The organism is Ruegeria sp. BB10 (assembly GCF_056535725.1).
This window is the reverse complement of the sequence record NZ_JBQFIW010000001.1, coordinates 2,712,021-2,735,985: the sequence shown is the minus strand read 5'-3', so window position 1 is coordinate 2,735,985 and position 23,965 is coordinate 2,712,021. Positions and strand designations below refer to the sequence as shown.

Below are 23,965 nucleotides of genomic sequence, written 5' to 3'. Positions count from 1 at the left end.
ATGCTGGATGCGGCACAAACCACCGATGTACAGGCCGAAACCCTGTTGGAGGTCAACAATATCGAGGTGATCTACAACCACGTCATTCTTGTGCTGAAGGGCGTCAGCCTGACCGTGCCCAAGGGTGGGATCACCGCCTTGCTGGGCGGCAACGGGGCGGGCAAGACCACGACGCTCAAGGCGGTGTCGAACCTGCTGCAGTCCGAACGGGGCGAGGTCACCAAGGGAACGATCACCTATCGCGGCACCAGCGTGCATGAAAGCGATCCGGCCGATCTGGTGGAAAAGGGCGTCATTCAGGTGATGGAAGGCCGCCATTGCTTTGAACACCTGACGGTCGAGGAAAATCTTCTGACCGGGGCCTATACTCGCAAGGATGGCAACGCGGCGATCCAGCAGGATCTTGAACTTGTGTATTCCTATTTCCCGCGTCTCGCCGAACGCCGCCGGTCGCAGGCGGGCTATACCTCGGGCGGGGAACAGCAGATGGTGGCGATGGGTCGGGCTTTGATGTCGCGCCCAGAAACGATCCTGCTGGATGAGCCATCGATGGGTCTTGCGCCGCAGCTGGTCGAAGAGATTTTCGGCATCGTCAAGGACTTGAACGAGAAAGAGGGCGTGTCCTTCCTGCTGGCCGAACAGAACACCAATGTGGCGCTGCGGTTTGCACATTACGGATACATTCTGGAATCGGGGCGTGTTGTGATGGACGGCCCGGCGGCCGATCTACGCGAAAACCCGGATGTGAAAGAGTTTTATCTGGGCATGTCCGACGAGGGGCGCAAAAGCTTCCGTGACGTGCGCTCATACCGCCGCCGCAAAAGGTGGCTGTAAGCGGATGGAGGATCTGGTCATGAAGAACTACTACGACGCGCTCGAGACCCGTTCAACCGACGAGCGCGCTGCCGATCAGGCGCAGGCGCTGCGTGTTCAAATTCAGCGGGCGTTGTCCGCGCCCGGTTTTGCGGCGCATCTGGCAGGGGTTGATTGCAGTGCTGTTGCCTCGGCCGAGGATCTGGTGAAACTGCCAGTGCTGCGCAAATCTGAACTGGCGCAGGCACAGGCGGCGCGGCCGCCGTTTGGCGGGTTCACGGTCACACCGGCGCGGCATTTTCACCATGTTTTCCAGTCCCCGGGCCCGATTTATGAGCCCGGCAGCACTGATCCCGATTGGTGGCGCATGGGCCGGTTCCTGCATGCGGCAGGCGTAGGACCCGGCGATATCGTCCATAACTGTTTTGGCTATCACCTGACCCCGGCTGGGATGATTTTTGAAAGTGGTGCGCGGGCTGTTGGGGCCGCTGTGCTGCCCGCCGGTACCGGCCAGACCGAGCTGCAGGTCACCGCGGCGCGGGATGTGGGGTGTACGTCTTATGCGGGTACTCCGGATTACCTGAAGGTCATTCTGGACAAAGCGGATGAGATGGGTGTGGAGCTGAACTTTTCTTCTGCCGTGGTGGGGGGTGGCGCGCTGTTCCCATCGCTGCGTCAGGATTATGCCGACCGGGGTATTTCCTGTCTGCAATGTTATGCCACCGCCGATCTGGGCAATATCGCCTATGAAAGCCACGCGATGGAGGGGATGATCATCGACGAGCACGTGATTGTCGAAATCGTCACGCCCGGCACAGGCACCCCGGTTGCAACGGGTGAGGTGGGTGAGGTCGTGGTGACCTCGCTAAACCCAGATTATCCGCTGATCCGTTTTGCCACCGGTGATATGTCCGCGATCATGCCCGGACAATCGCCTTGTGGCCGCACCAACCTGCGTATCAAGGGTTGGATGGGACGGGCCGATCAGACCACCAAGATCAAAGGCATGTTCGTGCGTCCTGAACAGGTGGCCGCGCTGGTCGACAAACATGCAGAGATCGTCAAAGCCCGTGTCATCGCCGCGCGACAGGGGGAAATGGACACGATGACCGTTCAGATCGAAAGCCCACGCGACGATGACGTGACCTATGCCAAATCCGTAATTGAGGTGCTGAAACTGAAAGGCGCGATTGAGGTTGTGGCCCCCGGTTCGCTGCCCAAGGACGGATTGGTGATCGAGGATCAGCGCGTTTACGAATAGTCCAACAAAGGGTTCTGCGGCAGTTTGTGCCGCAGAATTGTTCCTTTGCCTACTGGTGTTTCTTAGCATTTTAGTCGATTAAAGGCGAAACCTGCGCCTTTTTGCCTGTAACACCGGAAACATGGCTGAAATCGAATACTCAGAACACGGAACGCGCAATCGGGGCGTGTTTGGCACCCGGTTGGTGGCCGTGGTGGCCTATCTGGTGGCAGCAGCCTGTCTGCTGCCGATGATTGCGGTTGTGCTTGCGGCAGTGACGGGTGGGACGGAAACGATCTCACACCTGCTGGATACGGTTCTGCCCGGCTATGCGCTGACGACGTTGATTTTGGTGGTTCTGGTCGCCATCGGCACCTTGTCCATCGGTGTGGGTGCGGCCTGGCTGGTGACGATGACCCGCTTTCCGGGCGTCCGCTTTCTTGAGATCGCACTGGTCTTGCCACTGGCCTTTCCGGCCTATGTTCTGGCCTATGCCTATACGTTCATTCTGGATCACCCCGGTATCGTACAGACCACCTTGCGCGAGGTGACCGGCTGGGGCCCGCGCGACTATTGGTTTCCCGAGATTCGCTCGACCGGCGGCGCGGCGGTGATGCTGATCCTGGTTCTGTATCCTTATGTCTATTTGCTGGCCCGCGCCGCCTTTCTACAGCAAAGCTCGACCGCTTTTCTGGCCGCGCGGGCGTTGGGAAAAAGCCCTTGGCTGGCGTTCTGGCATGTGTCCTTGCCAATGGCGCGCCCGGCAATTGCCGGCGGGGTCCTGCTGGCGATCATGGAGACCATCGCCGATTTTGGCACCGTGGCTTATTTCGGCGTTCAGACCTTTGCCACCGGTATCTATACCAGCTGGTTTTCGATCGGAGACCGCGCTGCCGCCGCGCAGCTGGCCATGTGCCTGCTGGGCTTCGCATTGCTACTGGCAGTGATCGAACGCACTCGGCGGGGCAAGGCAAAATACTACCAGGCGGGTAAAAGCCACGCCCCACTGCCAGCACAGCAGATTAAAGGTTGGTTTGCAGTTGCGGGGTTCACGCTGTGTGCCATTCCGGTGCTGTTGGGTTTTTTGCTGCCGGTGTTCATTCTCGTGCAGATGGGGCTTGAATCAGAACAGAACCTGCTGTCGCGGCGCTATGTCGGGTTTATCCAGAACTCACTGACGCTGGCAGGTACGGCTGCCGTCGTCACCGTTTTTGCGGCGATCTGCATCGGGTTCTTTCAACGCCTGCGCCCGGGCAAAGGGTCAGCCACGGCAGGTTATGTCGCGCGGCTGGGGTATGCAGTGCCGGGTGGGGTGATCGCGGTGGGCCTTTTGGTGCCATTTGCCAGTTTCGACAACGCATTGGATGCTTGGATGCGCGAAACTTTCGATATCTCGACCGGACTGCTGGTTACCGGGTCAATCTGGTTGCTGATCGCGGCCTATATGGTGCGTTTCCTGGCCGCTGCGCTCAGCGCTTATGAGGGTGGGCAAAGCACGGTGCATGTCAACATGGACGCCGCTGCACGGTCGCTGGGCCAGACCCCGTTGGGAACGCTGAGACGGGTGCATTTGCCGATCCTGACGCCCTCGCTGCTGACGGCGCTGCTGATCGTCTTCGTCGACGTGATGAAAGAGCTTCCCGCCACCCTGATCATGCGGCCTTTCAACTTTGATACGCTGGCGGTACAGGCGTATCGGCTGGCCTCGGATGAGCGGTTGGAGGGTGCCGCCGTGCCCTCGCTGGTGATCCTTGCGGTAGGGCTGTTGCCGGTGATTCTGATCTGCCGTCAGGTCGGGCGGCGCTAGCACAGGGCGAACCAAAAAATCACATCCTGTTGTGCTTGGGCTTGATTCAAACGCAATTTCCGGCAAGGCTTGGGGTATGAACATGCAGCCTCCCAGCCGGTTTTCTGCAAACTCGGCCCAGATGCCCGTCGCGTTTAACCGGCACGAGATGTCCCATATTCTATCCGTCTATGGCAGGATGGTCGCCGCTGGAGAATGGCGCGATTACGGAATTTCCAACCTGCGCGACATGGCGGTGTTTTCCATCTTTCGGCGAACGGCAGAACATCCGATTTACCGGGTCGAGAAACATCCACGTCTGCGGCAAAGGCAGGGGATGTATTCGGTGGTTGGCATGGATGGCCGCATCCTGAAACGCGGCCAGGATTTGCGCACGGTTCTAAGGGTGTTGGAACGCAAGCTGATTCGCTCGGTCGACCTTGATTAGAGCCGTTTGTGGGCGGTCACTGGCCCATCACCCTGTTCCAGAATACGCGTGATAGCCTGATCCATCGGCTCGAACGTCACATCCATGTGATAGGCATTGGCATGCAGCAGCATGTTGTCGCCATAGACCCAGGCGACGTGACCCTTCCAAAACAGCAGATCGCCGCGTTTCGGTTCCGTCCCGGCGGGCAGGGCCTCGCCCAATTCACGCTCTTGATCGCCGCTATCGCCGGGACAGGGCGTGCCGCAGGCCAAAAGCCCAGCCTGCACCAGACCCGAGCAATCCAATCCGAACCGGCTGTTGCCGCCCCAAAGATAGGGTGTGCCCAGAAACAGTTCGGCCACGGAAACCGGATCGGTCAGGTGGATGGCGTTGCGTTTGGCATGAACGGCGGGGATGAATCCCAGCTCAGTTTCCAGAAACCGGCCATTTTCCGAAAGAACCTGAACCCTGCTGCCGAAACTTAACGAGACCCGGTCGGGGCTTTTCATATCCGGCTGCGCATAGGCGTGGGTCGCAGGCGCCGTGACCCAATGCGTATCGGGCACCGGTGCCCCCAAATGATCCAGGTTTACCCAGCCCGGGTAACCGTCCTTGTCGGCGGTGATCCGGCCCCAACCCTGTTGCGTTTCAAGGACGGTGACGGTGTCACCGAATAAAAGCTGCCGGTCCCGCGGACCATCCGGGCGGCGCAACAGGTCAGCGACGGGGGTTATGATGCGCTGTTGGGTCATAAGTCCAGAATCTCGGGTAGGGCGGTCAATATGGCGCGGGGGCCTTGACCGAGGCCGCCTTTGCTGCGGCCCGGGACCTTGCTGGGCTGCCACGAGTAGATGTCGAAATGCATGTAACGACTATTGCCCACAAACCGACGCAGGAACAGCGCGGCGGTGATCGAGCCTGCAAACCCACCCGGAGGCGCATTGTCCAGATCGGCGATGCCGGGTTCGATCATTGCCTCATAGGGTTCATGGAACGGCATCCGCCAAACCGGATCAGCGGCCTGCCTGCCTGCTTGTGCCAAAGCATCGGCAGCACTGTCGTCATCGGTGTAAAACGGCGCAAGATCGGGGCCAACGGCCACCCGCGCGGCACCCGTCAGCGTGGCCATCGAGATTACCAGATCCGGCTCCCCCTCATCTGCCAGCGTCAGCGCATCGGCCAGTACCAGCCGCCCCTCGGCGTCGGTATTGTTGATCTCAACCGTCAGGCCCTTGCGCGAGGTCAGGATATCGCCGGGGCGAAAGGCGTCTCCGGCCACCGAATTTTCAACCGCTGGGATCAACACCCGCAGTTGCAGCGGAAGGTTCAACGCCATGATCATCCGGGCCAGGCCCAGCACATTGGCCGATCCGCCCATGTCCTTCTTCATCAAGCCCATCGAGTTGCCGGGTTTCAGGTTCAACCCACCGGTATCAAAACAAACACCTTTGCCGACCAATGTCAGCTTGGGGCCAATACTGCCCCAGTTTATCTCGATCAGCCGGGGGTCCTGCGCGGATGCCCGGCCAACGGCGTGGATCATCGGAAAGTTCTGGTCCAACAGCGCCGAACCGCGGATCACGTCGCACGACGCCTCGAATTCCCGCGCAAGCGCCTCTGCCGCAGCTTGCAATTGATCCGGACCCATATCTGCGGTGGGCGTGTTGACCAAATCGCGGGTCAGGGCCTCGGCTTGGGCTAAAACCTCGATCAACGTGGCGTCGACACCCTCGGGCGCGATCAGCCGGGCATTGGCCGGAGATTGCTTGGCATAGCGGTTGAACGCATAGCCGGTCAGCAACCAGCCCAGACATTCGGTCGCTAACACCTCGGATGGGACGCCAGAAGCAATGTGATAGGCGCCTTCTGGCAGGGTTTCGGCCACGGCGGCCAGCGGAAAGCGCTTGCGCGCCCGGCCTGTTGCTTTGCCATATCCCCCCAGCGCAAATTCGGGTTTGCCTTCCGGTCCGGGAATCAGCACTGCCTGACCCAGCGCACCGGAGAACCCGCTGGCCCTGACCCAGGTTGCAATATGGACTGGTTGATCGCTCAGCCAGCCTTCCAGATCGGGTTGTGCGATGACATGCAGCGGAAGCGATGGATCAGAAGAGGAAGCGAAGGACAGGGTCATGGAAATCTCGGCTTGTTCGATTTGCGCCCAGCCTAGCCGCCCACGGCCCGTCCGCAAGCCCCGTCAGACCGAAAGGTCCTGCTGATCCCAGATCACCGTCAGCGAGTTTTCACCGACCCGGATCAGCCGCGACAGGGTGGCGCCGGTGGCAACGGCATCCCCCGCATCCACGGACTGCGCCACATCCCCGGCGACGCGGGCCAGTGCGACCATGCCGATCTGTTCGGCGATAGCCACCAGCGACCGCGCGCATTTGCGCAACCCGGCCCAATCGCGTTGCCGCCAGAACCGTTCGCAGTTCGACAGGCGCACGGCCAGTTCCTCGACCGTGCGGCACAAAACGTCCAGTGCGTTCTTGTCGCCCAATTGCCGGTACAATCCATTCAGCCGGTCCTGATCCAGACGAACGGTTTCCTTGTGTTCAAGCGTGAGTATCTTATCCACCACATTCACCCCAATATTTTGCGCCCCCACGGCATGGACCGACTTTGACCGCGAATTCCTTTGCAAAACCTTGCATTCGCGGGGGATAATCGCTCGAATTTTCTTCGAATTCGGGGTAGAGCAGCCCCCAGCGAACAAATCAGGGACTTTCAAATGGATCACGCCAAACCTTTGCCGAACTATTTGGTCAAGCGGTATCACGGCTGGAAAGCCACCACATATTCTGAAAATCAAGTCTGGTATCGCCGTCTGGCCACTGAAGGACAACGTCCACGGGCGATGGTGATTTCATGTTGTGACAGCCGCGTCCATGTCACTTCGATCTTCGGGGCCGATCAGGGTGAGTTCTTTATTCACCGCAACATTGCCAACCTTGTGCCGCCCTATGCACCGGATGGTGATCATCACGGCACCAGTGCGGCGATTGAATATGCGGTCACCGCCCTGAAAGTGGCGCATCTGATCGTGCTGGGCCATTCGCAATGCGGTGGTGTGCAGGGCTGTATCGACATGTGCAAAGGGCAGGCCCCGCAACTGGAAGCCAAAGAAAGCTTTGTGGGCCGCTGGATGGATATCCTCAAACCGAAATACGACTTGGTCGCCGATGTCGAGGACAGCGTTGAACAGGCGCGTCAGTTTGAACGGCAGGCGGTTGTGGCCTCGCTTGAGAATTTGATGACCTTTCCCTTCGTGTCCTCTGCGGTGCAGGATGGTTCGCTCAGCCTGCATGGGTTGTGGACCGATATCGGCGAAGGCGGGCTGCAAAGCTATGATCCGCAGGAAAAGAAATTCGTCGTCGTCTAAGCGGCGCTGAAATGTTGCGCAAATAGTGGGCGGAGGATCAGGTCTCTGATTCTGCGCCCTTTTTTGGTATAGTGGCCTGATCCAGGTTTGGGTCAGAGGCGCGATATGCGAGTCATCAAACGTATTTTCCTTTTTCTAATCTGTCTTGTTTTGCTATTGATCGGTGTCTCATACCTGCTGCCCGGCAAGGCGATCGTGTCGCGCAGCATCACCATCGATGCCCCGGCCAGCGCCATCTTTCCTTATGTGAATTCCATGCAAGAGACCGAGAAATGGTCGCCCTGGCTGGCGCGGGACCCGGAAACGCAACTGTCCTATAGCGGACCCGAAGCTGGGGTGGGCAATACCCTGAGCTGGAGTTCCGAGCATCCACAGGTCGGCAGCGGCACGCAGGAAATCATCGAAAGTGTTCCGGATCAGACCGTCAGAACCGCGCTGGATTTTGGTCCGATGGGCACGGCATCGGCGTCGTTTGAGCTGGCGCCCGAAGGCGATCAGACGCAGGTAACTTGGGGATTTGAGTCCGATCTTGGGATGAACCCGATGGCACGCTGGATGGGTTTGATGATGGATAAGTGGGTCGGCGGCGATTACGAACAGGGGCTGAGCAATCTAAAGGCGCTGGTCGAAGGACAGGCCTAAGCCGATAGGTTTTGCGCCGCAGTTTTTGATCTATGCAACCCGGCGCAACGGCCGGGCAGATTATTCAAATCGAATTCTGGCGAGCTTTCCAAGGTGGTCGGAGCCCATGAAGGGGCGCAGCTCAACCGTTCCCGTTGTTCCTTTCGGGAACAACAGGATGTCGATTGGCAAGGGTATCTGCCAGCTGCCAAGGTTATGAGTGTTCAGGTTAGTTCCAAAGCTTAGATTGTCTGCTGCCGCCGCGATCCGCTGAACGCTTTGGCCCCAGGGCACCATATTGAAATCTCCGGCAATCAGAACCGGCCCGTCGAGTTCCTTAATGCGGTCAGCAATCACTTGGCTTTGTTTGGATTGGCCGTAAGGAAACGGCCAGTTCAGGTGTACGGATACAACCCAAACCAGACCGCCGCCGGGGGTTTTAACCTGCACCCCGACAAGCCCATAACCTTCCAGGCAAAACTCGGAACCTTCGACAATTGGCAATGTGGTCAGGATGGCGACGTTTTGTTCGGGGCGAAATACACAGATCGATTTTGCCGGGTAATGCTCGAACATGTTTCTCATGAACTTGCGATTGTGACTGGACACTTCCTGCAAGGTCACGATCTCGGCGTTGGATTCTATTATGTCATCGGCCAAGGGATAGCGTGGCCAGGCCTGGCTCATGAGGTTCTTCTGATACAACGTCAGGCAAGCGCCATTGCAATCACCTGAGGGCGCTGCATAGCTGGTTGCGATTGACCCAATCGCGAGGACGGCGACGGCTATCGCGCTCAAAGCGACGTAACGCGCGCGCATGCACAGCAAAATCACCGCGCATGGTAAAAGCAGAACGCCGGCCAGCGGGCGAAGCAGGGCGAACGAATCCCCAGCTGCAATGACGGGGCCTGTAAAGCCAATAATGACCAGACCCATAAGCATACTTGCGCAGCCTATGATCAGGTTTCGTACAATCCTGTGCTTGGTCAAAACTCGCATGCTCTGCCTCTGCCGCTTTGTGCGGGGCAATGCATGTGGTTTGCTGTGTCACATGTCCCGCTGTCAAAGCGCGTAATTTTGGTGACAAGCCAGCCTGTCTTTGTCAACAGGCAGAGGTGGAATGTGCCACGTCATCCAACATGGCACATTCGATATGTTTATCAGCCCTTTTTCAGGACTTCGCGACCCAGCAGTTCGGCAATCTGCACAGCGTTGAGCGCCGCGCCCTTGCGCAGGTTGTCGGACACGCACCACAGGTTCAGGCCGTTTTCGATCGTCGAATCCTGACGGATGCGGCTGATGAAGGTGGCAAAATCGCCCGCGCATTCGATCGGCGAGACGTAGCCGCCGGGTTCGCGCTTGTCGATCACCATGATGCCCGGTGCCTCGCGCAGGATGTCGCGGGCTTCGTCTTCGTCCAGGAATTCTTCGAATTCGATGTTCACCGCCTCGGAATGGCCGACGAACACTGGAACACGAACGCAGGTAGCAGTAACCTTGATCGACGGATCGACGATCTTTTTGGTTTCGACAACCATCTTCCACTCTTCCTTGGTCGAGCCGTCTTCCATGAAGACGTCGATCTGAGGAATGACGTTGAAGGCGATCTGTTTCTGGAACTTCTTCGGTTCAACCTCGGTGGTGGGGTTGTAGATGGCCTTGGTCTGATCCCACAGCTCATCCATCCCCTCTTTGCCAGCACCCGAAACCGACTGATAAGTCGACACGACAACGCGCTTGATCTTGGCGCGATCATGCAGCGGCTTCAGCGCGACAACCATCTGCGCCGTCGAGCAGTTGGGGTTGGCGATGATGTTCTTGTTCTTATAGTCGTGAATCGCCTGCGGGTTACATTCCGGCACGATCAGCGGAATCTCCGGGTCATAGCGATAGAGCGACGAGTTATCGATCACCACGCAGCCAGCCGCGGCCGCCTTGGGGGCGTAAACCTTGGTGGCCTCGGACCCCACGGCAAACAATGCCATGTCCCAGCCGGTGAAATCGAATGTGTCCAGGTCTTTGGTCGTGAGGGTCTTGTCGCCAAAAGTCACCTCAGTCCCCAGCGAACGACGGCTTGCCAGGGCAGCAAGTTCATCGACAGGGAACTGGCGTTCCGCCAGGATGTTCAGCATTTCGCGGCCCACGTTACCCGTGGCGCCGACGACTACGACGCGATAGCCCATTTCATGTCTCCAAAGTTAAGGACGCGCGTTCATAGCCGCGTTGCAGCAAAGAAAAAAGAGGAATCGCTCCATTATTCCGAGGATGACGGCGATTTGAGGCGTTTCCGGCCTCAGTCTTGCGCTAACAGGGATCGGTAGACCTTGACGATCTCTTCTGCCTCGCCTTCGATTCGAAAATTCTGTTCGATATGCTGGCGGGCAGCAGTTCCGGCGGCGGCCATCTTGTCCGGGTCGCTCAGCATATCGCGCAGGGCTTTGGCCAACGCATCAACGTTGTCTTTTTCCACCAGACGTCCGGTAACACCATCCTGAATCTGCGCACTAAAGGCGCCAACGCCATGGCAGGCGATGGCCGGAACGCCTGATGCCATCGCTTCAAGCGGGGTCAGGCCGAAGCCTTCATGGCGGGCAGGGGCGACGAACAAATCCAGCGCGCGATAGGTTTCGACGATCTCCTCCCACGGGCGTTCGCCCAGAAACCGGACACGGTCGGCCAGCCCGGCCTGTTTCAGCTTGGTTTCCTGTTCATGCTGGAAGGCTTCGAATTCTTTCGTGGCATTGCCGGTAAAGACAATTTTGGCATCGGGAAAGGATGGCAGCACCTTGATCGCTGCATCAACCAACAGATCGACGCCTTTTTGGGGTCGAATACGCCCGAAACACCCTATCAACGTCCCGGTTGGCAATCCAAGCTTGGCGCGCAGTGCTTCCTTATCCTCGGCCGGGTGGAAGATCTGCGTATCAACGCCATGCATGATCACCTTCGACGGGTGTTGCAGGAATGAGGCCGCCTGTGGTGTGGTGGCAATCAACGCATCCATTTTCGAGATCAGTTTTTTGGTAAATCCTGAATGATCGCGCTGTGCGGCCGACGTGAACAGCATTTTATAGTTGCGGCGGAATACGGACCTTAGGAACAGCCCCATCAGCATCTCTGTGTTGCGACGCGCATGCCAGACGATGGGCGCACGATTGGGCAAAAACAGAGTCTTCCAAAGGGGAATATGCGGAATATTATCTGGCAACCCTGGCCCCGTGGCGCGGATGTTGATCATCTTTGCCTGGATGGGCAGCAGCCGGATAACAGTTGTGGTCACTCCCGAAAGACTATGTTTCAAGTTCGGCGCCAGAACTTCGATATCCTGCATTGAGCTCTCCATACCGATGATCCGAGGCGGGATCAGTCTATGCTGTCGCGGCTGAATAGATAAATCACGCACCCGATGGCAAGCGCGACCGCGAAAAAGCCGAATATCGCTGTGTAGGGTGCGGTCGGGCTTATGTCCACCGTGGCCGCGTGAATGCGTCCGGTGATAAACTGCGCCAGCCCCACACCGCCGATGCCGAACAGGTTCAGCAAGGTCATGCCGCGCCCAACCAGATGCGGTGCAACGAAAGCGCGGCCATGCGCCATGATCACCGGAAAGCTGGCCCCCATGAACCCAATCACCGCCATCAGAACCACTGATACCCAGACGGCGTTGTCGATCCACAGACACAACAGCACCAGCGCCACGGTGCCCAACGCATTGCCGCCGAAAATCACCCATTTCCGCGTGCCTAGCATCCGGTCAAGCGGCCCGTAGGCAAAAGTGCCTGCAATCATCGCCGCGCCCATGATCAGAGTCGCCGTCCCAATCTGAGTGGTGCTTAGGTTGAATATATCGCTTAGGTACGGCCCGGCCCACAGTCCTCGTGTGGCGCCCGAGGGTGCATAGGCGACCAGCATCAAAGGCAGGATCGTCCAAAGCGCGGGTTCCTTCAGCAAATCCAGCACGGACCCCCTGTGTTCGGTCTCGACCCGTTTTGGGTCATGCACGGTGAACAAGATACCCAGTGCGATAGCCCCCGAAAACAGCGCCAACACCCACATCGTTGCGCGCCATCCAACCAGTTCGACCGCCAGCGCAGTGGGGTATGAGGCCACCAGATTGCCGACCGACCCAACCCCCAACATCACGGCGGCCAATGTCGCAAAGCGGGCGGGCGGGTATTCCCGCGCGAAGATATAATAAGATGCCATCAAAACAGGGGAGCATCCGACCCCGATCAATCCCATGGCGATGGCGATGTGAAACGGCGTGTGGGCCACGGCAAACAGGGCTGCGCCACCTGCGCCGCCGACCAGCAAAAGAACGGCCGAGGTCAGGCGCGGCCCGACCTGGTCCAGCGCCCATCCTACCGGCAATTGCATCGCGGCAAAGATCAGAAACCAAAGACCCGAGGCAAAGGCCAGATCCTCGGGTGTGGCGCCGATATCGCGGCCCAGATCAACGCTGAGAACCGCCAGAAAGGCGCGAAAGAACTGGCTGAGCACATAGCCCAGGCACAAGACTACCAGACCTGCCTTCATTTTTCGTCCCTTCTACCCCTGCCTGAGCGGAAATGCTTCGCACGTCACGATGCGTCACACAAGCGCGTGTGCTATACTGTTTTCACCGGACAGCGTTCACATTCGGTCTATCTAACTAATTACCCATCACCCCGAGGTGCAGATGAAAGACGCCCAGGCCGCCTTTTATGACAGCCTTCCCCTGCAGCGGGACTTTACTCGACTGGCTCAGCCTGCGCGGTTTACCGCTGTGCCGGATGACTGGGCGCTGGGCGTGGCCGATATCGTTGATTCCACCGGTGAGATTGCCAAAGGGCGTTATAAAACCGTCAATATGGTCGGCGCGGCTGTGATCTCGGGCATGATCAACGGGTTGAAGGGGCAGGAGTTTCCCTATGTCTTCGGTGGCGACGGGGCCGGATTTGCCATACCCGCCAGCGCGGTTGACACGGGCCGAACGGTCCTGGCCCAGCTTCGGCGCTGGGCGGACGAGGAGTTTGGGATTACTTTGCGCGGGGCCTTGGTGCCTGTGTCCGAAATCCGCATGGCGGGCAAAGACCTGCGTGTGGCACGCTATGCGCCGTCAGACGGGGTGGATTACGCCATGTTCTCGGGGGGTGGGCTGGCCTGGGCTGAGGCGCAGATGAAGGAAGGCCAGTTCGAAGTGCCGCCCGCCGACCCCGGCGCGCAGCCCGACCTTACCGGCCTGTCCTGTCGCTGGTCCAACAGCAGGGCACGGCATGGAATGATCGTCTCGGTCGTGGTACAGCCGACTTCCAAAGCCACCGAAAGCGATTTTGCCGATCTGTCTCAATCCGTCCTATCCGCGGCCGATCGGTTGGAGCGCGCAGGTCACCCGGTGCCAGAAAACGGCCCACCAATCAGTTGGCCACCCCCCGATGTCGCGCTTGATGCGCGTGTGTCACGGGCCGGGCGCAACCTGTTTGCGCAGAAACTCAAACTTTTGGGGCAGAACCTGCTGATTGCGCTGCTGTTCAAGACCGGTAAGCGATTGGGTCAGTTCGACCCTGAGCATTACAAACACATGGTCAGTCGCAATGCCGATTTCCGCAAATTCGATGATGGGTTGAAAATGACGCTGGATTGCGATCCGGCCACCTTATCGCAGATCCGCGTGATGCTGGAACAAGCGCGCGGGCAGGGCAAGGTACGCTACGGCCTACATGCACAGGATGAGGCGATGATGACCTGTTTCGTGCCCTCGGCCACGCGCGATGATCACGTGCATTTCGTGGACGGCGCTTCGGGCGGTTACGCGCAGGCCGCTGCCGGGATGCGAGGCTAAAGCGCTACTTCGCTTTCCACTTGGCCGCCAGTGCCCGCGCCGCTTGCGCCAATAGCATTACATCGATTCCCACTGCCAGAAACTGCGCGCCCATGTCCATATAGGCTTGGCTTGCCTGATCATTGGTGCCCAGAATGCCAGGTGCCTTGCCGGCTGCTTTGATACGGGTGATGGCGTCGGCGATGGTGGACTGCACCTCGGGCGCCGCGCTGTTGCCTTGATAGCCCATGTCGGTGGACAGGTCCGCCGGACCGATGAACACGCCATCAATACCGTCAACCGTCAGAATATCGTCCAGCGCTGCCATCCCGGCGCGGTTTTCCACCTGTACCAGCAGGCAAATCTGTGCGTCCGCCGTTTGAATGTAATCCGTGACGGACCCATAGCCAGTCGCGCGCGCTGCTCCTGCACCGACACCGCGTAGGCCTTTGGGCGGATAACGACAGGCGCGGACCAATTCCTGTGCCTGTTCGGCGCTTTCTACAATCGGTACCAGAATAGTCTGCGCCCCCACGTCCAGCACCATCTTGATCTTCGCCGTTTCCCCCACGGGCACGCGTACCACCGGATGCGAGGGGCTGGCGGCCAGCGCCATAAGCTGATCGCGTATCGAACGGATGTCATTCGGCGCATGTTCACCGTCGATCACCAGCCAGTCGAATCCGGCGGTGCCCATAATCTCGGTTGCGATGGGTTCGGCAAAACTGCTCCAGCAACCGATTTGGCGATCTCCGTTGATCAGAGCCTGTTTGAAAGTATTTTTTGGTGCAGACATGGTGGAACCCTTAGGTTAGTGAGCGTGCGATTTCGGTGATGACATCATAGGCCATTCGCACGTCATCTTCAGTGGTTTCGAACTGACCCGCCTGAAAACGGATCGTCATATCACCGTCAACACGGGTTTGGGTCAGGTAAATGCGGCCATCATCGTTGATGGCATTAACCAGCCGCAGGTTCAGCGCGTCCAGATCGGGGTGCCCTTCAGGCGCATAGCGGAAGGTCCACAACGACCACATCGGTTGCGTGGTGATCTGGAAATCCGGCTCGGCCGCCAACTTGTCATGCAGGTCGACGGACCAGTTCACATGATTGCGCAGCCGCTCACGCAACCCCTCAAGCCCATAGGCGCGTATAACGAACCACAGTTTCAGCGCACGGAACCGACGGCCCAGAGGCACCGACCATTCCGAGTAGTTGATGATCCCGTCCTTACCATGCGTCTTCAGGAATTCCGGGCTAATCGCCAACGTCTGCACCAGGTCATCCGGGTTTTTCAGGAAATGCGCACAGCAATCGAATTGCACACCCAGCCATTTATGCGGGTTGAAGACGATGCTATCGGCCTGATCCACGCCGGGCCAATAATGGCGATATTCCGGGCAGATCATCGCCGACCCGGCCCAGGCCGCATCCACATGCGTATAAAGCCCGTATTTCTGCGCCACCTTCAAGCATTCGTCGATTGGATCAGTGGCACCGGTTCCGGTGCCACCAACACACATAATGACACCAGCGGGCTGAAAACCAGAGTCTAAATCGGCCTGAATTGCCCTATCCAGTGCCGCAGGATCCATCCCGCGCCAATCTCCCTTGATCGGAACACGTACCAGATTATCCTGCCCAATCCCCGCAACCCAGATGGCGCGGTCCACCGATGTATGAACCTCGGCCGAGCAATAGACACGAAGCGGTTTTTGACCGAACAACCCCTGACGATTGCCCTGCCAGTTCAACGCCTTTTCCCGCATGGTCAGCACAGCGGCCAGCGTTGCCGACGAAGCAGAATCCTGGATGACACCAGCAAACTCTTCGGGCAGGTCCAGCGCCTGTCGCAGCCAGTCCATCATCCGCGTTTCCATCTCGGTCGCGGCGGGCGAGGTCTGCCACAGCATGCATTGCGGCGCGATGGCGCTGGCCAGAAACTCGGCCAGAACCGAAGGGGCCGAGGCGTTCGAGTTGAAATAGGCAAAGAACCGGGGGTGCTGCCAATGGGTGATACCAGGCATCACGATATCTTCGAAATCGCGGAAAATGTCCTCGATCGCCTGCGCCTGTTCCGGCGGATGGGCGGGCAGGGCGTTGAATACTTCTCCGGGCTCGGTCTGGGCGCGCACCGGTTTGTCCCCCACGGTCAGGTGATAATCCTGTGCCCATTCGGATATTTTCTTGCCCCAGTCTGAGAATTCATCCCATTTCATCGCTATCCTCAGCATTGTTTGGTGGGGGTTACCCCCAGGCTGGTTTTGTCTTGCTGATAGTGATGGACAACGCGGGCAGAAGGTCAACGATCTTTCGATCCTTCACTTCATCACAAAATGACAACTCTGTGAAAATATCCCATCGCATAGAGTCTATTTATGGCCAAATAGGTAAGAACAGTCGAAAAAACCCTCTGTCCCGTTGCAGTGTCGGCGGAATTCGGCAAGAATTTCGTATGACCAATGATGTACCATTGACGTCACGTTCATTGCCCATTGCGTTGCTGCGGGCGCGGGAACGGGTCATGGGACCCATTCGCAAGATGCTGGTGGATGTTGGTGTGACCGAACAGCAATGGCGCGTGCTGCGTGTCCTGAACGAGGAAGGCCCGCAAGAGCCGACTCATATTGCGGACCGTGCTTGCCTGTTGTTGCCCAGCCTCACTCGCATTCTGCAAAAGCTTGAGGTCAAAGGCCTGATCCTGCGGAGCGCGCACCCTTGTGACAAGCGCCGCCAGATCGTCGACATCACAGCCAAAGGAAAGCAGATTATCCAGGACAATATTCAGATAACCATCCATCTGGCCGAGGATCTGCGCACCAAACTTGGGCCCGACCGGCATGAGGCCCTGTTGGACCTGCTGAACGAATTGCGCGAACTGGAAACGTGACACCCCAAATACGAACCCCGCCAGAGACAGGTGCTATCTCTGACGGGGCGGCCAGACGTGTACTGGATTATATGCCTGGCCCGAGGCCGGTTGCACCGGATAGTTCCCGACGGTCCGGCCCGCAATTCAGAGAACGCGCCAATCAAAAAAGTAACCGGCTTTTTGCGCCAAAGACATTGGGGGTAACGCCTTTGACCATAGTTCTCTGAAATATTCGCACCCGATAATGCCGCGTGATGCGGGACCCTATGGGGTGTCTTGACGTCGTGGCGGGTGCTTGGGTCCCCGCCATATCTGTGAGTGGCGGTCAGAGCGCGCGGCACCCCGATTTGCCAGCGCTCGTCACCCAGCCATCTTTCAACTTAGAGCTGTTTGAGCGTTTTCCAAGCCCGTCGATCAGATTGTGAACAGCTGTCGGCCAGGGCTTGCCGATTGGCAGGTAAAATTGCAGTGAATTCAGCCGATGTCGCGAGAAGCGGCGACTTGTTCCCGCGGTTCACCGCATTAAGATGCGCGCTGCTGATAGATTAGGGGGCTCCCATGCCAGACAATTTGTTTTCTCTTCCCGATCCGGTTGTGATTCCGATGCAGGGGCAGGATGCGGCCTATCCGGTGGGGCGAATTTTCTGTGTGGGCCGTAACTATGCCGCTCATGCCGCCGAAATGGGGCACGAGGTCGACCGCGAAGCCCCCTTTTATTTCACCAAATCAGCGCCAAACGCAGTTCTGACCGGTGCGTCTGTGCCATACCCGCCGGGGACCGAGAATTTTCATTACGAGATGGAGCTGGCCGTGGCTATCGGCAAGCCCGTTTTCCGCGCCACCAGTGCGCAGGCCTGGGACGCCGTCTATGCCTATGGCTGTGCCCTGGACATGACCCGTAGGGATCTGCAAATCCGAGAGCGCAACAAACAGCGACCCTGGGATCTGGGTAAGGACCTTGAGGCCGGGGCAGTGTTTGCGCCCCTGACCTCGGCTGCGGACTGGTCACCGCAAGACAACACACGCATTCATCTAAGCGTGAACGGCGACATTCGTCAGGATGCCACGCTGAGCGAACTGATCTGGAAGATCGACGAAATCATCAACCATTTGTCCGGATATTACCATCTGCGTCCAGGTGACCTGATCCTGACGGGCACACCCGCCGGTGTTGGCCCAGTGCAGGCTGGGGATGTGATCGAAGGGGGGATTGACGGGTTGCAGCCGATCCAATTGACGCTGACAGATTCGGAATAGACCCTATTTAGGGTCTTTCAGCCAATCGGTTGCGAATTCAATACCGTCCAATCCAGCAAACCGGCGGACGCGGTCCATCTCGGCCTCCAGCCTGCGTGTCCGCGCGTCGGACCAGCGCACGGATCGCTCTGGCCATAACGCGTTGATCTGTAGAATGCCACAGTCGCGCTGGGCTTTCATATCGATCCGACCAATCAATCGGTCCCCTTCCAGCAGTGGAAACACGTAATAGCCATAGGTCCGTTTGGCGGCGGGAACGAAGACCTCAATCCGATAATGGAACCCGAACAGACGTTCCGCGCGGTTGCGGTCGCGCAGCATCGGGTCAAAGGGGCTAAGCACGCGAATGCGGCTGGACGGCGAAGGCGGGTTTTTCTCGGCCAAATCCGGGCGCGCGAGCAGTTTGCGGCTTCTTCCATCGGCACAGGTGACTTCAATCTCCTCCAGAATGCCCTGTGTTAGACCCTTATTGCACCAGTTTTTGGCTTCGCTAACACTGACCGTATCCCAGAATGCCGCCAGCTCTCCGGGTGTGGCAAATCCCAGCCGGTCCAACGCTGCATTGCACAACCAATCCACGGTTTCCTCGGCGTTGCAGGGCATGTTGCCAGGACACAGATGCGTCTCGATGACCCGTTCGGTCAGATCGTATTGTTTTTGAAACCCGTTGCGGCCAACCACGGTCAGCGCGCCCGACCGCCACAGGAACTCAAGCGCTGTTTTCGATGGGTGCCAATCCCACCAACCGCCCGAGCCCTTTTTCTCGTCCTTGCCCACATCCGAGGACGAGACCGGGCCATGATCGCGGATATGTTGCAGGACAGAGGCAAACTGCTGCTCAAACCCATCCCGGCGCCAATTTTTCCACCGGGATTTCAACAATACCTCATCACGTTGAAATCGCAGATGCCAATGGGGGTAAAACTCTATCGGGATGACAGCAGCGTCATGAGTCCAGTGTTCAAACAGCGCCTTGTCACGTTCGTAAAGCTGTTTGAGGTTTTTGGCGCGATAGGATGGCCTGCGCGAATACAGGATCATGTCATGGGCGCGCGCCACGGTATTGATACTGTCCAGCTGAACAAAGCCCAGTCGGTGGATCAAATCCAATAAATCCGCACCTTTGGCCCCGCCCGAAGGCGGTTCGGCCAGCGCATGGTGATCCATAAACAACGCGCGGGCCGTTTTGTTGTCCAGCCGCCGCGGCGCCATGAGTTTAGCGCCGCTTCAGGGTGTCGCCGTAGCTGATCTTGGGGGTCAGTGTCAGACGCGTGTCGACCTCGGTATTCGGATCGGCCAATTGCGTGGCGATAATCTCGGCCGCCTTGCGCCCGATCTCAAGACGGCAGGCATCCATCGTGGCAAGCTTGCGTGGTAACCCCTGCAGCAGTTCCACATTGTTGAACCCGGCCAGACCGATCTGTCCCGGTATGTCGATGCCCTGTTCCAGCAGGTACAGCAATCCACCAGCACCAATCATATCATTGGAATAATACAGGAAATCCAGGTCGGGCGAACGATCCAGCATGGTCTGCGTCATCTCGCGCCCCTTGGCCAGGGCCGAACCGCCGGAGTAGAACTCGCGATCTTCGATCTCGATCCCGTTTTTGCCCAGCACTTCGGTAAAACCTTCAAAGCGTTTCCGCGCGCGGTGGTCCAACGGCATCTTGGTGCCCATGAAACCGATATGTTGATAACCCGCTTTCAGGATCGCAGCAGCCATTTCACGCCCGGCACGACGGTGCGAGATGCCGACCATTGCGTCCACTGGTTTGCCATCTGTATCCATGATCTCGACCACTGGAATTCCGGCTGAATCGAGCATTGCGCGGGCGGCTTCGGTATGTTCCAGTCCCGCGATGATCACACCCGACGGCCGCCACGAGAGCATCTCGTAAAGGACCTTTTCTTCTTTCTCGGGCAGGTAATCGGTGACGCCGACCACGGGCTGCAATTCAGTGTCTTCCAACACCTGATTGATACCGGTCAGAACCTCGGGAAAGACCATATTGGACAGCGACGGGATAATCACCGCAACCAGATTTACGCGGCTGGAAGCCAGCGCGCCTGCAATCTTGTTAGGAACGTATCCCAACTCTTTCGCGGCAGCCAAAACGCGGGTGCGGGTGGCGTCGGACACGTCACCTCGGTTCCTCAGAACGCGGCTGACTGTCATTTCGGACACTCCTGACGCTTCCGAGACATCACGAAGGGTAAGCGGACGTTTTGTTTCTGTGGTCACGGAGGGCACCTGCACTGTTGTTTTGCCCGATGGTAGCGTGAACGGGACTTGATTTACAACTGTTGTGCAAAGGTCATGACAACCTGAAAAAACCGGGTTACAGAGAGCCTTGCGCGGCCCCGTGGCTCAACTGGATAGAGCAGCCCCCTCCTAAGGGGCAGGTTGCAGGTTCGAATCCTGCCGGGGTCGCCAAGTTTGCTGAAACACAGCTATAGGCGGCCGGGCGGTCAGGTAGTGTACGACGACATTCAAGAATAGGCGTCAGCGGTTTGATCGGCCAGCTTGCCCGATGCCAGCGCCGCCAGTGCAACCATCGCGGCTGCGGTGCCCAGGACCATGGAAAGACCTCCGATTTGATAGGTCAGCCCGGACAGGACGGTGCCCACAAGGCGGCCCGTCGCGTTGGCCATGTAGTAAAATCCGACATCCATCGTCACCCGTTCCGATTTTGTGAAGGCCAGGATCAAGTAGGAATGCAGCGATGAGTTGACTGCGAACACCGCGCCGAACAGCAGCAGGCCCAGAACCAGCGTGACGGTTAACCATGTTTCGGGGTCTGAAGAGAACAGCACCACAATCGTCAATGCGGCGGGTACGCAAAACAAAGCTGCGGCCCAGCTGCGGGCGGAGCGGATCAGGTCTGCTTCGCTGCGTTCACTGGCGCGCAGAATCTTGGGCGCGCTGGCTTGAACAGCACCGTAGAGGATAACCCAAACCGCCATGAAAGAGCCGATCATGAAAAAGGCTGCGCGGTTTCCTTCTTGGGTGCCGTCGGACAGCACGGCGTAGAAATAGATCGGGATGCCGACCACGAACCACACGTCTCGGGCGCCAAAAAGAAAGACACGCGCCGCCGAAAGCCAGTTCACATTGGCGGACTTCGAGAACACCTCGGAGAATTTTGCCCCCTTGCGGCCCATGGGCAGACCTGCGGGCATGAACAGTATTACTCCAATCAATATCAGCGCCAGAACTGCGGCCATAATCAGGATCGCCATCATGAATCCCGAGGTGGCCAACATCACCGCACCCAGCAGAAAGCCCAGCCCTTTCACCGCATTCTTGGATCCGGTCAGCACCGCCACCCAACGAAACAGCCCGCCCCCCTCGGTGGGTGCCAGCAGTTTCACAGAAGATTTCGAGGACATCTTGGCCAGGTCCTTGGCCACGCCGCTGGCCCCTTGCACCATCATCACAAAGGTCACCGATGCTGCGATGGTCCAATTCGGGTTCAGTTGCGTCATCGCCAGTAAGGCCAGAACCTGAAGTCCCAGACCGGCATAAAGCGTCGAGGTCAACCCGAAGCGTGCCGCAATCCAGCCCGCCGTCAGATTGGTTACGATCCCTGCGACCTCATACAAAACAAACAGATAGGCCAGCTGCACCGGGGAAAAACCCAGCGAATGAAAATGCAACAGCACCAACATGCGCAACGCACCGTCGGTCAGCATAAACGCCCAATAGGCGGTTGTGACCGCGATATAGGCCGACAGACCCTCGGGCCGTTGTGTCACAGCCCTGCCCCAACCATCAGGGCAACGTCCACCAGGCGGTGCGCATAACCCATTTCGTTGTCGTACCAGGCATAGATCTTTACCTGCGTTCCGTTCACCACCATGGTCGAAGGCGCATCCACGATCGAAGAGCGTGTATCATTGGTGTAGTCGGTCGACACCAATGGCCGCGTTTCATAACCCAGAATACCTTTCAAGTCCCCTTCGGCAGCGGCTTTGAACAGGGCGTTGACCTCTTCAGCAGTTGTTTCCCGCTCGACTTCGAATACGCAATCGGTCAGCGAGGCGTTCAGCAACGGCACACGAACTGCATGGCCGTTTAGCCGCCCCGTGAGTTCGGGGTAGATCAGCGTGATTGCGGTGGCCGATCCTGTGGTGGTCGGGATCAGCGAATTCAACGCCGAGCGTGCACGACGCAGGTCCTTAGCCGGTCGATCCACAATGGTTTGCGTGTTGGTCACGTCGTGGATTGTGGTCATCGATCCGTGTCGAATGCCCAGGTTATCATGGATCACCTTGACCACAGGCGCCAGGCAGTTGGTGGTGCATGAGGCCGCAGTGATGATTAGGTGCTTGTTCGGGTCATAGGTGGCATCGTTGACGCCCACGACGATGTTTGCGGTGGGCCCATCCTTGACCGGGGCCGAGACGACAACCTTTTTGACGCCAGCCTTGAAATAAGGGGCCAACTTGGCCTCGGTCTTGAATACGCCTGTACAATCGATCACCACATCGACACCGTCCAGTGGAAGGGCATTCAGGTCCTTGGTGCCAATAAAAGGCAGGCGGGTGCCATTGATCGTGACACTCTCTGCGTCATGCTCGAAACTGGCATCCCAGCGGCCATGCACGGTGTCAAACTCCAGCAGATGCGCGTGCATTTCGGGGTCGCCCACTGCATCATTGATCCAGGCGATCTTGGCGCCTTTTTCCAGCAATGGTTTCAAGGCCAGCTTTCCCATCCGGCCCAAACCGTTCAGTGCGTAGGTCGTCATAATTTTTCCTCGACAGGCGTTCTGCCGATGTCATCGACAGCAGATTGCAATGCGATCCGGTCAAGACTTTCGACCGGCAAAGAGGTGAAGGCTTCGATCCGGCGCTTGAGCGCGCCATAGGTATTCTGGAAGGCCAGGCTTTTTTCGGCGTCTGTGCCTTCGGTCTGGACCGGATCGATCATACCCCAGTGGCCGCTGATCGGCTGACCTTCCCAGGCGGGGCATTCTTCGTTTGCGGCCTTGTTGCAGACAGTAAAAACGAAATCCAACTCGGGCGCGTCGGGGCCCGAGAATTCAGATATGCTTTTGGACCGTAGACCCGAGGTGTCATGACCCTTGTCCTCAAGCACTTGCATGGCCATCGGATTCAGCTCGGAAAACGATTTTGTGCCAGCTGAGTAGACGTTGAACCGGTTCCCGGCGATGTCTCGCAGCAGGGTCTCGGCAAAAATGGAACGTGCCGAGTTGCCTACGCAGATAAACAACACGTTGAATTTGCGGCCCGTCATTGCGCCGTTTCCTTGCTCGGATGGCATGCAGATATCAGGGCGGCCACGGCAGCAGTCGTTCAGCAGGAAGCCCAGCATGTTCTGCACGTTCTTCATTTCAACCGAATAAAGCAGGGAAGTCCCCGACCGTTTCTGCGTCACCAGCCCGGATCGTTGCAATGCGTTCAGATAGTTCGACAGAGTGCTGGGTTTGATACTCAGCTCTGTCGCCAATTCACCCGCCGGAACGGCGTCAGGAAAGCGTCGCATCAATATACGAAACACCGAAATACGTTGCGGGTGGCCAAGGACAGCGAGTTGGTTTGTTATTTGATTTATCATATTTCATGAAATATCGAAATAATACGCAAGCAACAATCCTTAACCTGCGCCGTTACAATAAATTCACATTCGTTGTCACTGAATGTTCGCGTTGGGGTCGAGCGGCCAACAGCGCAGCTTGCCCAAACGCGTGGAAAAAGCACGAGGAAACCAAAAAGAAGTAGGCTTGCGCGTACCACCCCGACC

The 23,965-nt window shown here is 58.1% G+C and carries 23 protein-coding genes and 1 tRNA gene; 10 read left to right on the top strand and 14 right to left on the bottom strand.

Annotated features, from left to right (window positions below; genetic code table 11):
- The 4 genes from ACR3EP_RS14155 to ACR3EP_RS14140 all read left to right on the top strand — a co-directional run bounded on the left by ACR3EP_RS14155 (position 1) and on the right by ACR3EP_RS14140 (position 4,287).
- Positions 1-834, top strand: a complete 834-nt coding sequence (locus ACR3EP_RS14155) for an ABC transporter ATP-binding protein (protein WP_170349612.1) — start codon at positions 1-3, stop codon at positions 832-834.
- A gap of 19 nt (positions 835-853) precedes the next feature.
- Positions 854-2,074, top strand: a complete 1,221-nt coding sequence (locus ACR3EP_RS14150; RefSeq protein WP_480638416.1) for a phenylacetate--CoA ligase family protein — start codon at positions 854-856, stop codon at positions 2,072-2,074.
- A gap of 121 nt (positions 2,075-2,195) precedes the next feature.
- Positions 2,196-3,860, top strand: a complete 1,665-nt coding sequence (locus ACR3EP_RS14145) for an ABC transporter permease (protein ID WP_425081261.1) — start codon at positions 2,196-2,198, stop codon at positions 3,858-3,860.
- A gap of 76 nt (positions 3,861-3,936) precedes the next feature.
- Positions 3,937-4,287: a DUF2794 domain-containing protein gene (locus ACR3EP_RS14140; protein WP_170349615.1), complete on the top strand. Its 351-nt coding sequence runs from the start codon at positions 3,937-3,939 to the stop codon at positions 4,285-4,287.
- Here the strand turns inward: ACR3EP_RS14140 and ACR3EP_RS14135 are convergent.
- From ACR3EP_RS14135 to ACR3EP_RS14125, 3 genes are all read right to left on the bottom strand, one after another.
- Positions 4,284-5,021 carry a C40 family peptidase gene (locus tag ACR3EP_RS14135; RefSeq protein WP_480638414.1) on the bottom strand — a complete coding sequence of 246 codons (738 nt, stop codon included), beginning with the start codon at positions 5,019-5,021 and terminating at the stop codon, positions 4,284-4,286. The two genes, ACR3EP_RS14140 and ACR3EP_RS14135, sit on opposite strands and share 4 nt — an antisense overlap.
- The gene (locus ACR3EP_RS14130) at positions 5,018-6,400 is read right to left on the bottom strand and encodes a leucyl aminopeptidase family protein (RefSeq protein ID WP_480638412.1); all 1,383 of its coding nucleotides are present in this window, start codon (positions 6,398-6,400) and stop codon (positions 5,018-5,020) included. Before ACR3EP_RS14130 ends, ACR3EP_RS14135 begins: the two co-directional genes overlap by 4 nt.
- Before the next feature lie 63 nt (positions 6,401-6,463).
- Complete coding sequence (locus ACR3EP_RS14125) at positions 6,464-6,853, bottom strand: hypothetical protein (protein WP_170349845.1); 390 nt, start codon at positions 6,851-6,853, stop codon at positions 6,464-6,466.
- 144 nt (positions 6,854-6,997) lie between these two features.
- On the opposite strand from ACR3EP_RS14125, the gene ACR3EP_RS14120 reads away from it, so the two are divergent.
- Together ACR3EP_RS14120 and ACR3EP_RS14115 are read left to right on the top strand one after the other, a co-directional pair.
- Positions 6,998-7,648 (top strand): carbonic anhydrase, encoded by a 651-nt coding sequence (locus ACR3EP_RS14120; protein ID WP_170349618.1) that lies wholly within the window; start codon positions 6,998-7,000, stop codon positions 7,646-7,648.
- A 105-nt stretch (positions 7,649-7,753) separates the two neighbouring features.
- Positions 7,754-8,290 (top strand): SRPBCC family protein, encoded by a 537-nt coding sequence (locus ACR3EP_RS14115; RefSeq protein WP_480638411.1) that lies wholly within the window; start codon positions 7,754-7,756, stop codon positions 8,288-8,290.
- A 60-nt stretch (positions 8,291-8,350) separates the two neighbouring features.
- Here ACR3EP_RS14115 and ACR3EP_RS14110 read toward each other — a convergent pair whose 3' ends face one another.
- The 4 genes from ACR3EP_RS14110 to ACR3EP_RS14095 all read right to left on the bottom strand — a co-directional run bounded on the left by ACR3EP_RS14110 (position 8,351) and on the right by ACR3EP_RS14095 (position 12,805).
- The gene (locus ACR3EP_RS14110) at positions 8,351-8,956 is read right to left on the bottom strand and encodes an endonuclease/exonuclease/phosphatase family protein (protein ID WP_480638409.1); all 606 of its coding nucleotides are present in this window, start codon (positions 8,954-8,956) and stop codon (positions 8,351-8,353) included.
- A gap of 473 nt (positions 8,957-9,429) precedes the next feature.
- The gene (locus tag ACR3EP_RS14105) at positions 9,430-10,452 is read right to left on the bottom strand and encodes an aspartate-semialdehyde dehydrogenase (RefSeq protein WP_170349621.1); all 1,023 of its coding nucleotides are present in this window, start codon (positions 10,450-10,452) and stop codon (positions 9,430-9,432) included.
- A gap of 110 nt (positions 10,453-10,562) precedes the next feature.
- Complete coding sequence (locus ACR3EP_RS14100; RefSeq protein ID WP_480638408.1) at positions 10,563-11,600, bottom strand: glycosyltransferase family 4 protein; 1,038 nt, start codon at positions 11,598-11,600, stop codon at positions 10,563-10,565.
- 32 nt (positions 11,601-11,632) lie between these two features.
- Positions 11,633-12,805: an MFS transporter gene (locus ACR3EP_RS14095; RefSeq protein WP_226689046.1), complete on the bottom strand. Its 1,173-nt coding sequence runs from the start codon at positions 12,803-12,805 to the stop codon at positions 11,633-11,635.
- A gap of 142 nt (positions 12,806-12,947) precedes the next feature.
- On the opposite strand from ACR3EP_RS14095, the gene ACR3EP_RS14090 reads away from it, so the two are divergent.
- Positions 12,948-14,090 carry a DUF3095 domain-containing protein gene (locus tag ACR3EP_RS14090; RefSeq protein WP_480638406.1) on the top strand — a complete coding sequence of 381 codons (1,143 nt, stop codon included), beginning with the start codon at positions 12,948-12,950 and terminating at the stop codon, positions 14,088-14,090.
- A gap of 4 nt (positions 14,091-14,094) precedes the next feature.
- On the opposite strand, the gene ACR3EP_RS14085 is transcribed toward ACR3EP_RS14090, so the two are convergent.
- Complete coding sequence (locus tag ACR3EP_RS14085; RefSeq protein ID WP_480638404.1) at positions 14,095-14,865, bottom strand: HpcH/HpaI aldolase family protein; 771 nt, start codon at positions 14,863-14,865, stop codon at positions 14,095-14,097.
- 10 nt (positions 14,866-14,875) lie between these two features.
- Positions 14,876-16,288 carry a pyridoxal phosphate-dependent decarboxylase family protein gene (locus ACR3EP_RS14080; RefSeq protein WP_480638402.1) on the bottom strand — a complete coding sequence of 471 codons (1,413 nt, stop codon included), beginning with the start codon at positions 16,286-16,288 and terminating at the stop codon, positions 14,876-14,878.
- Positions 16,289-16,524: 236 nt separating this feature from the next.
- Here ACR3EP_RS14080 and hpaR point away from each other — a divergent pair, with 236 nt between their 5' ends.
- Positions 16,525-16,959 carry a homoprotocatechuate degradation operon regulator HpaR gene (gene hpaR, locus ACR3EP_RS14075; protein ID WP_170349627.1) on the top strand — a complete coding sequence of 145 codons (435 nt, stop codon included), beginning with the start codon at positions 16,525-16,527 and terminating at the stop codon, positions 16,957-16,959.
- A 540-nt stretch (positions 16,960-17,499) separates the two neighbouring features.
- On the top strand, positions 17,500-18,198 hold the full coding sequence (locus tag ACR3EP_RS14070) for a fumarylacetoacetate hydrolase family protein (RefSeq protein ID WP_480638400.1): 699 nt from the start codon (positions 17,500-17,502) through the stop codon (positions 18,196-18,198).
- A gap of 3 nt (positions 18,199-18,201) precedes the next feature.
- Here the strand turns inward: ACR3EP_RS14070 and ACR3EP_RS14065 are convergent, their stop codons facing one another.
- Both ACR3EP_RS14065 and ACR3EP_RS14060 read right to left on the bottom strand, forming a co-directional pair.
- Entirely contained in the window at positions 18,202-19,410 is a 1,209-nt protein-coding gene (locus ACR3EP_RS14065) for a winged helix-turn-helix domain-containing protein (RefSeq protein WP_170376393.1), read from the bottom strand.
- Positions 19,411-19,414: 4 nt separating this feature from the next.
- Entirely contained in the window at positions 19,415-20,440 is a 1,026-nt protein-coding gene (locus ACR3EP_RS14060; RefSeq protein ID WP_170349630.1) for a LacI family DNA-binding transcriptional regulator, read from the bottom strand.
- Between the two features lie 115 nt (positions 20,441-20,555).
- Between ACR3EP_RS14060 and ACR3EP_RS14055 the strand changes: the two genes are divergently transcribed.
- Positions 20,556-20,632 (top strand) — tRNA-Arg (locus tag ACR3EP_RS14055).
- Positions 20,633-20,688: 56 nt separating this feature from the next.
- On the opposite strand, the gene arsJ is transcribed toward ACR3EP_RS14055, so the two are convergent.
- The 3 genes from arsJ to ACR3EP_RS14040 are packed head-to-tail and all read right to left on the bottom strand — an operon-like array spanning position 20,689 to position 23,779.
- A complete protein-coding gene (arsJ, locus tag ACR3EP_RS14050; protein ID WP_480638398.1) occupies positions 20,689-21,954 on the bottom strand; it encodes an organoarsenical effux MFS transporter ArsJ in 1,266 nt (421 codons plus the stop codon).
- Entirely contained in the window at positions 21,951-22,949 is a 999-nt protein-coding gene (locus tag ACR3EP_RS14045; protein WP_480638397.1) for an ArsJ-associated glyceraldehyde-3-phosphate dehydrogenase, read from the bottom strand. Before ACR3EP_RS14045 ends, arsJ begins: the two co-directional genes overlap by 4 nt.
- Positions 22,946-23,779 carry an arsenate reductase/protein-tyrosine-phosphatase family protein gene (locus ACR3EP_RS14040; protein ID WP_480638395.1) on the bottom strand — a complete coding sequence of 278 codons (834 nt, stop codon included), beginning with the start codon at positions 23,777-23,779 and terminating at the stop codon, positions 22,946-22,948. The genes ACR3EP_RS14045 and ACR3EP_RS14040 overlap by 4 nt, the downstream gene beginning before the upstream one ends.
- Positions 23,780-23,965: the final 186 nt, after the last annotated feature.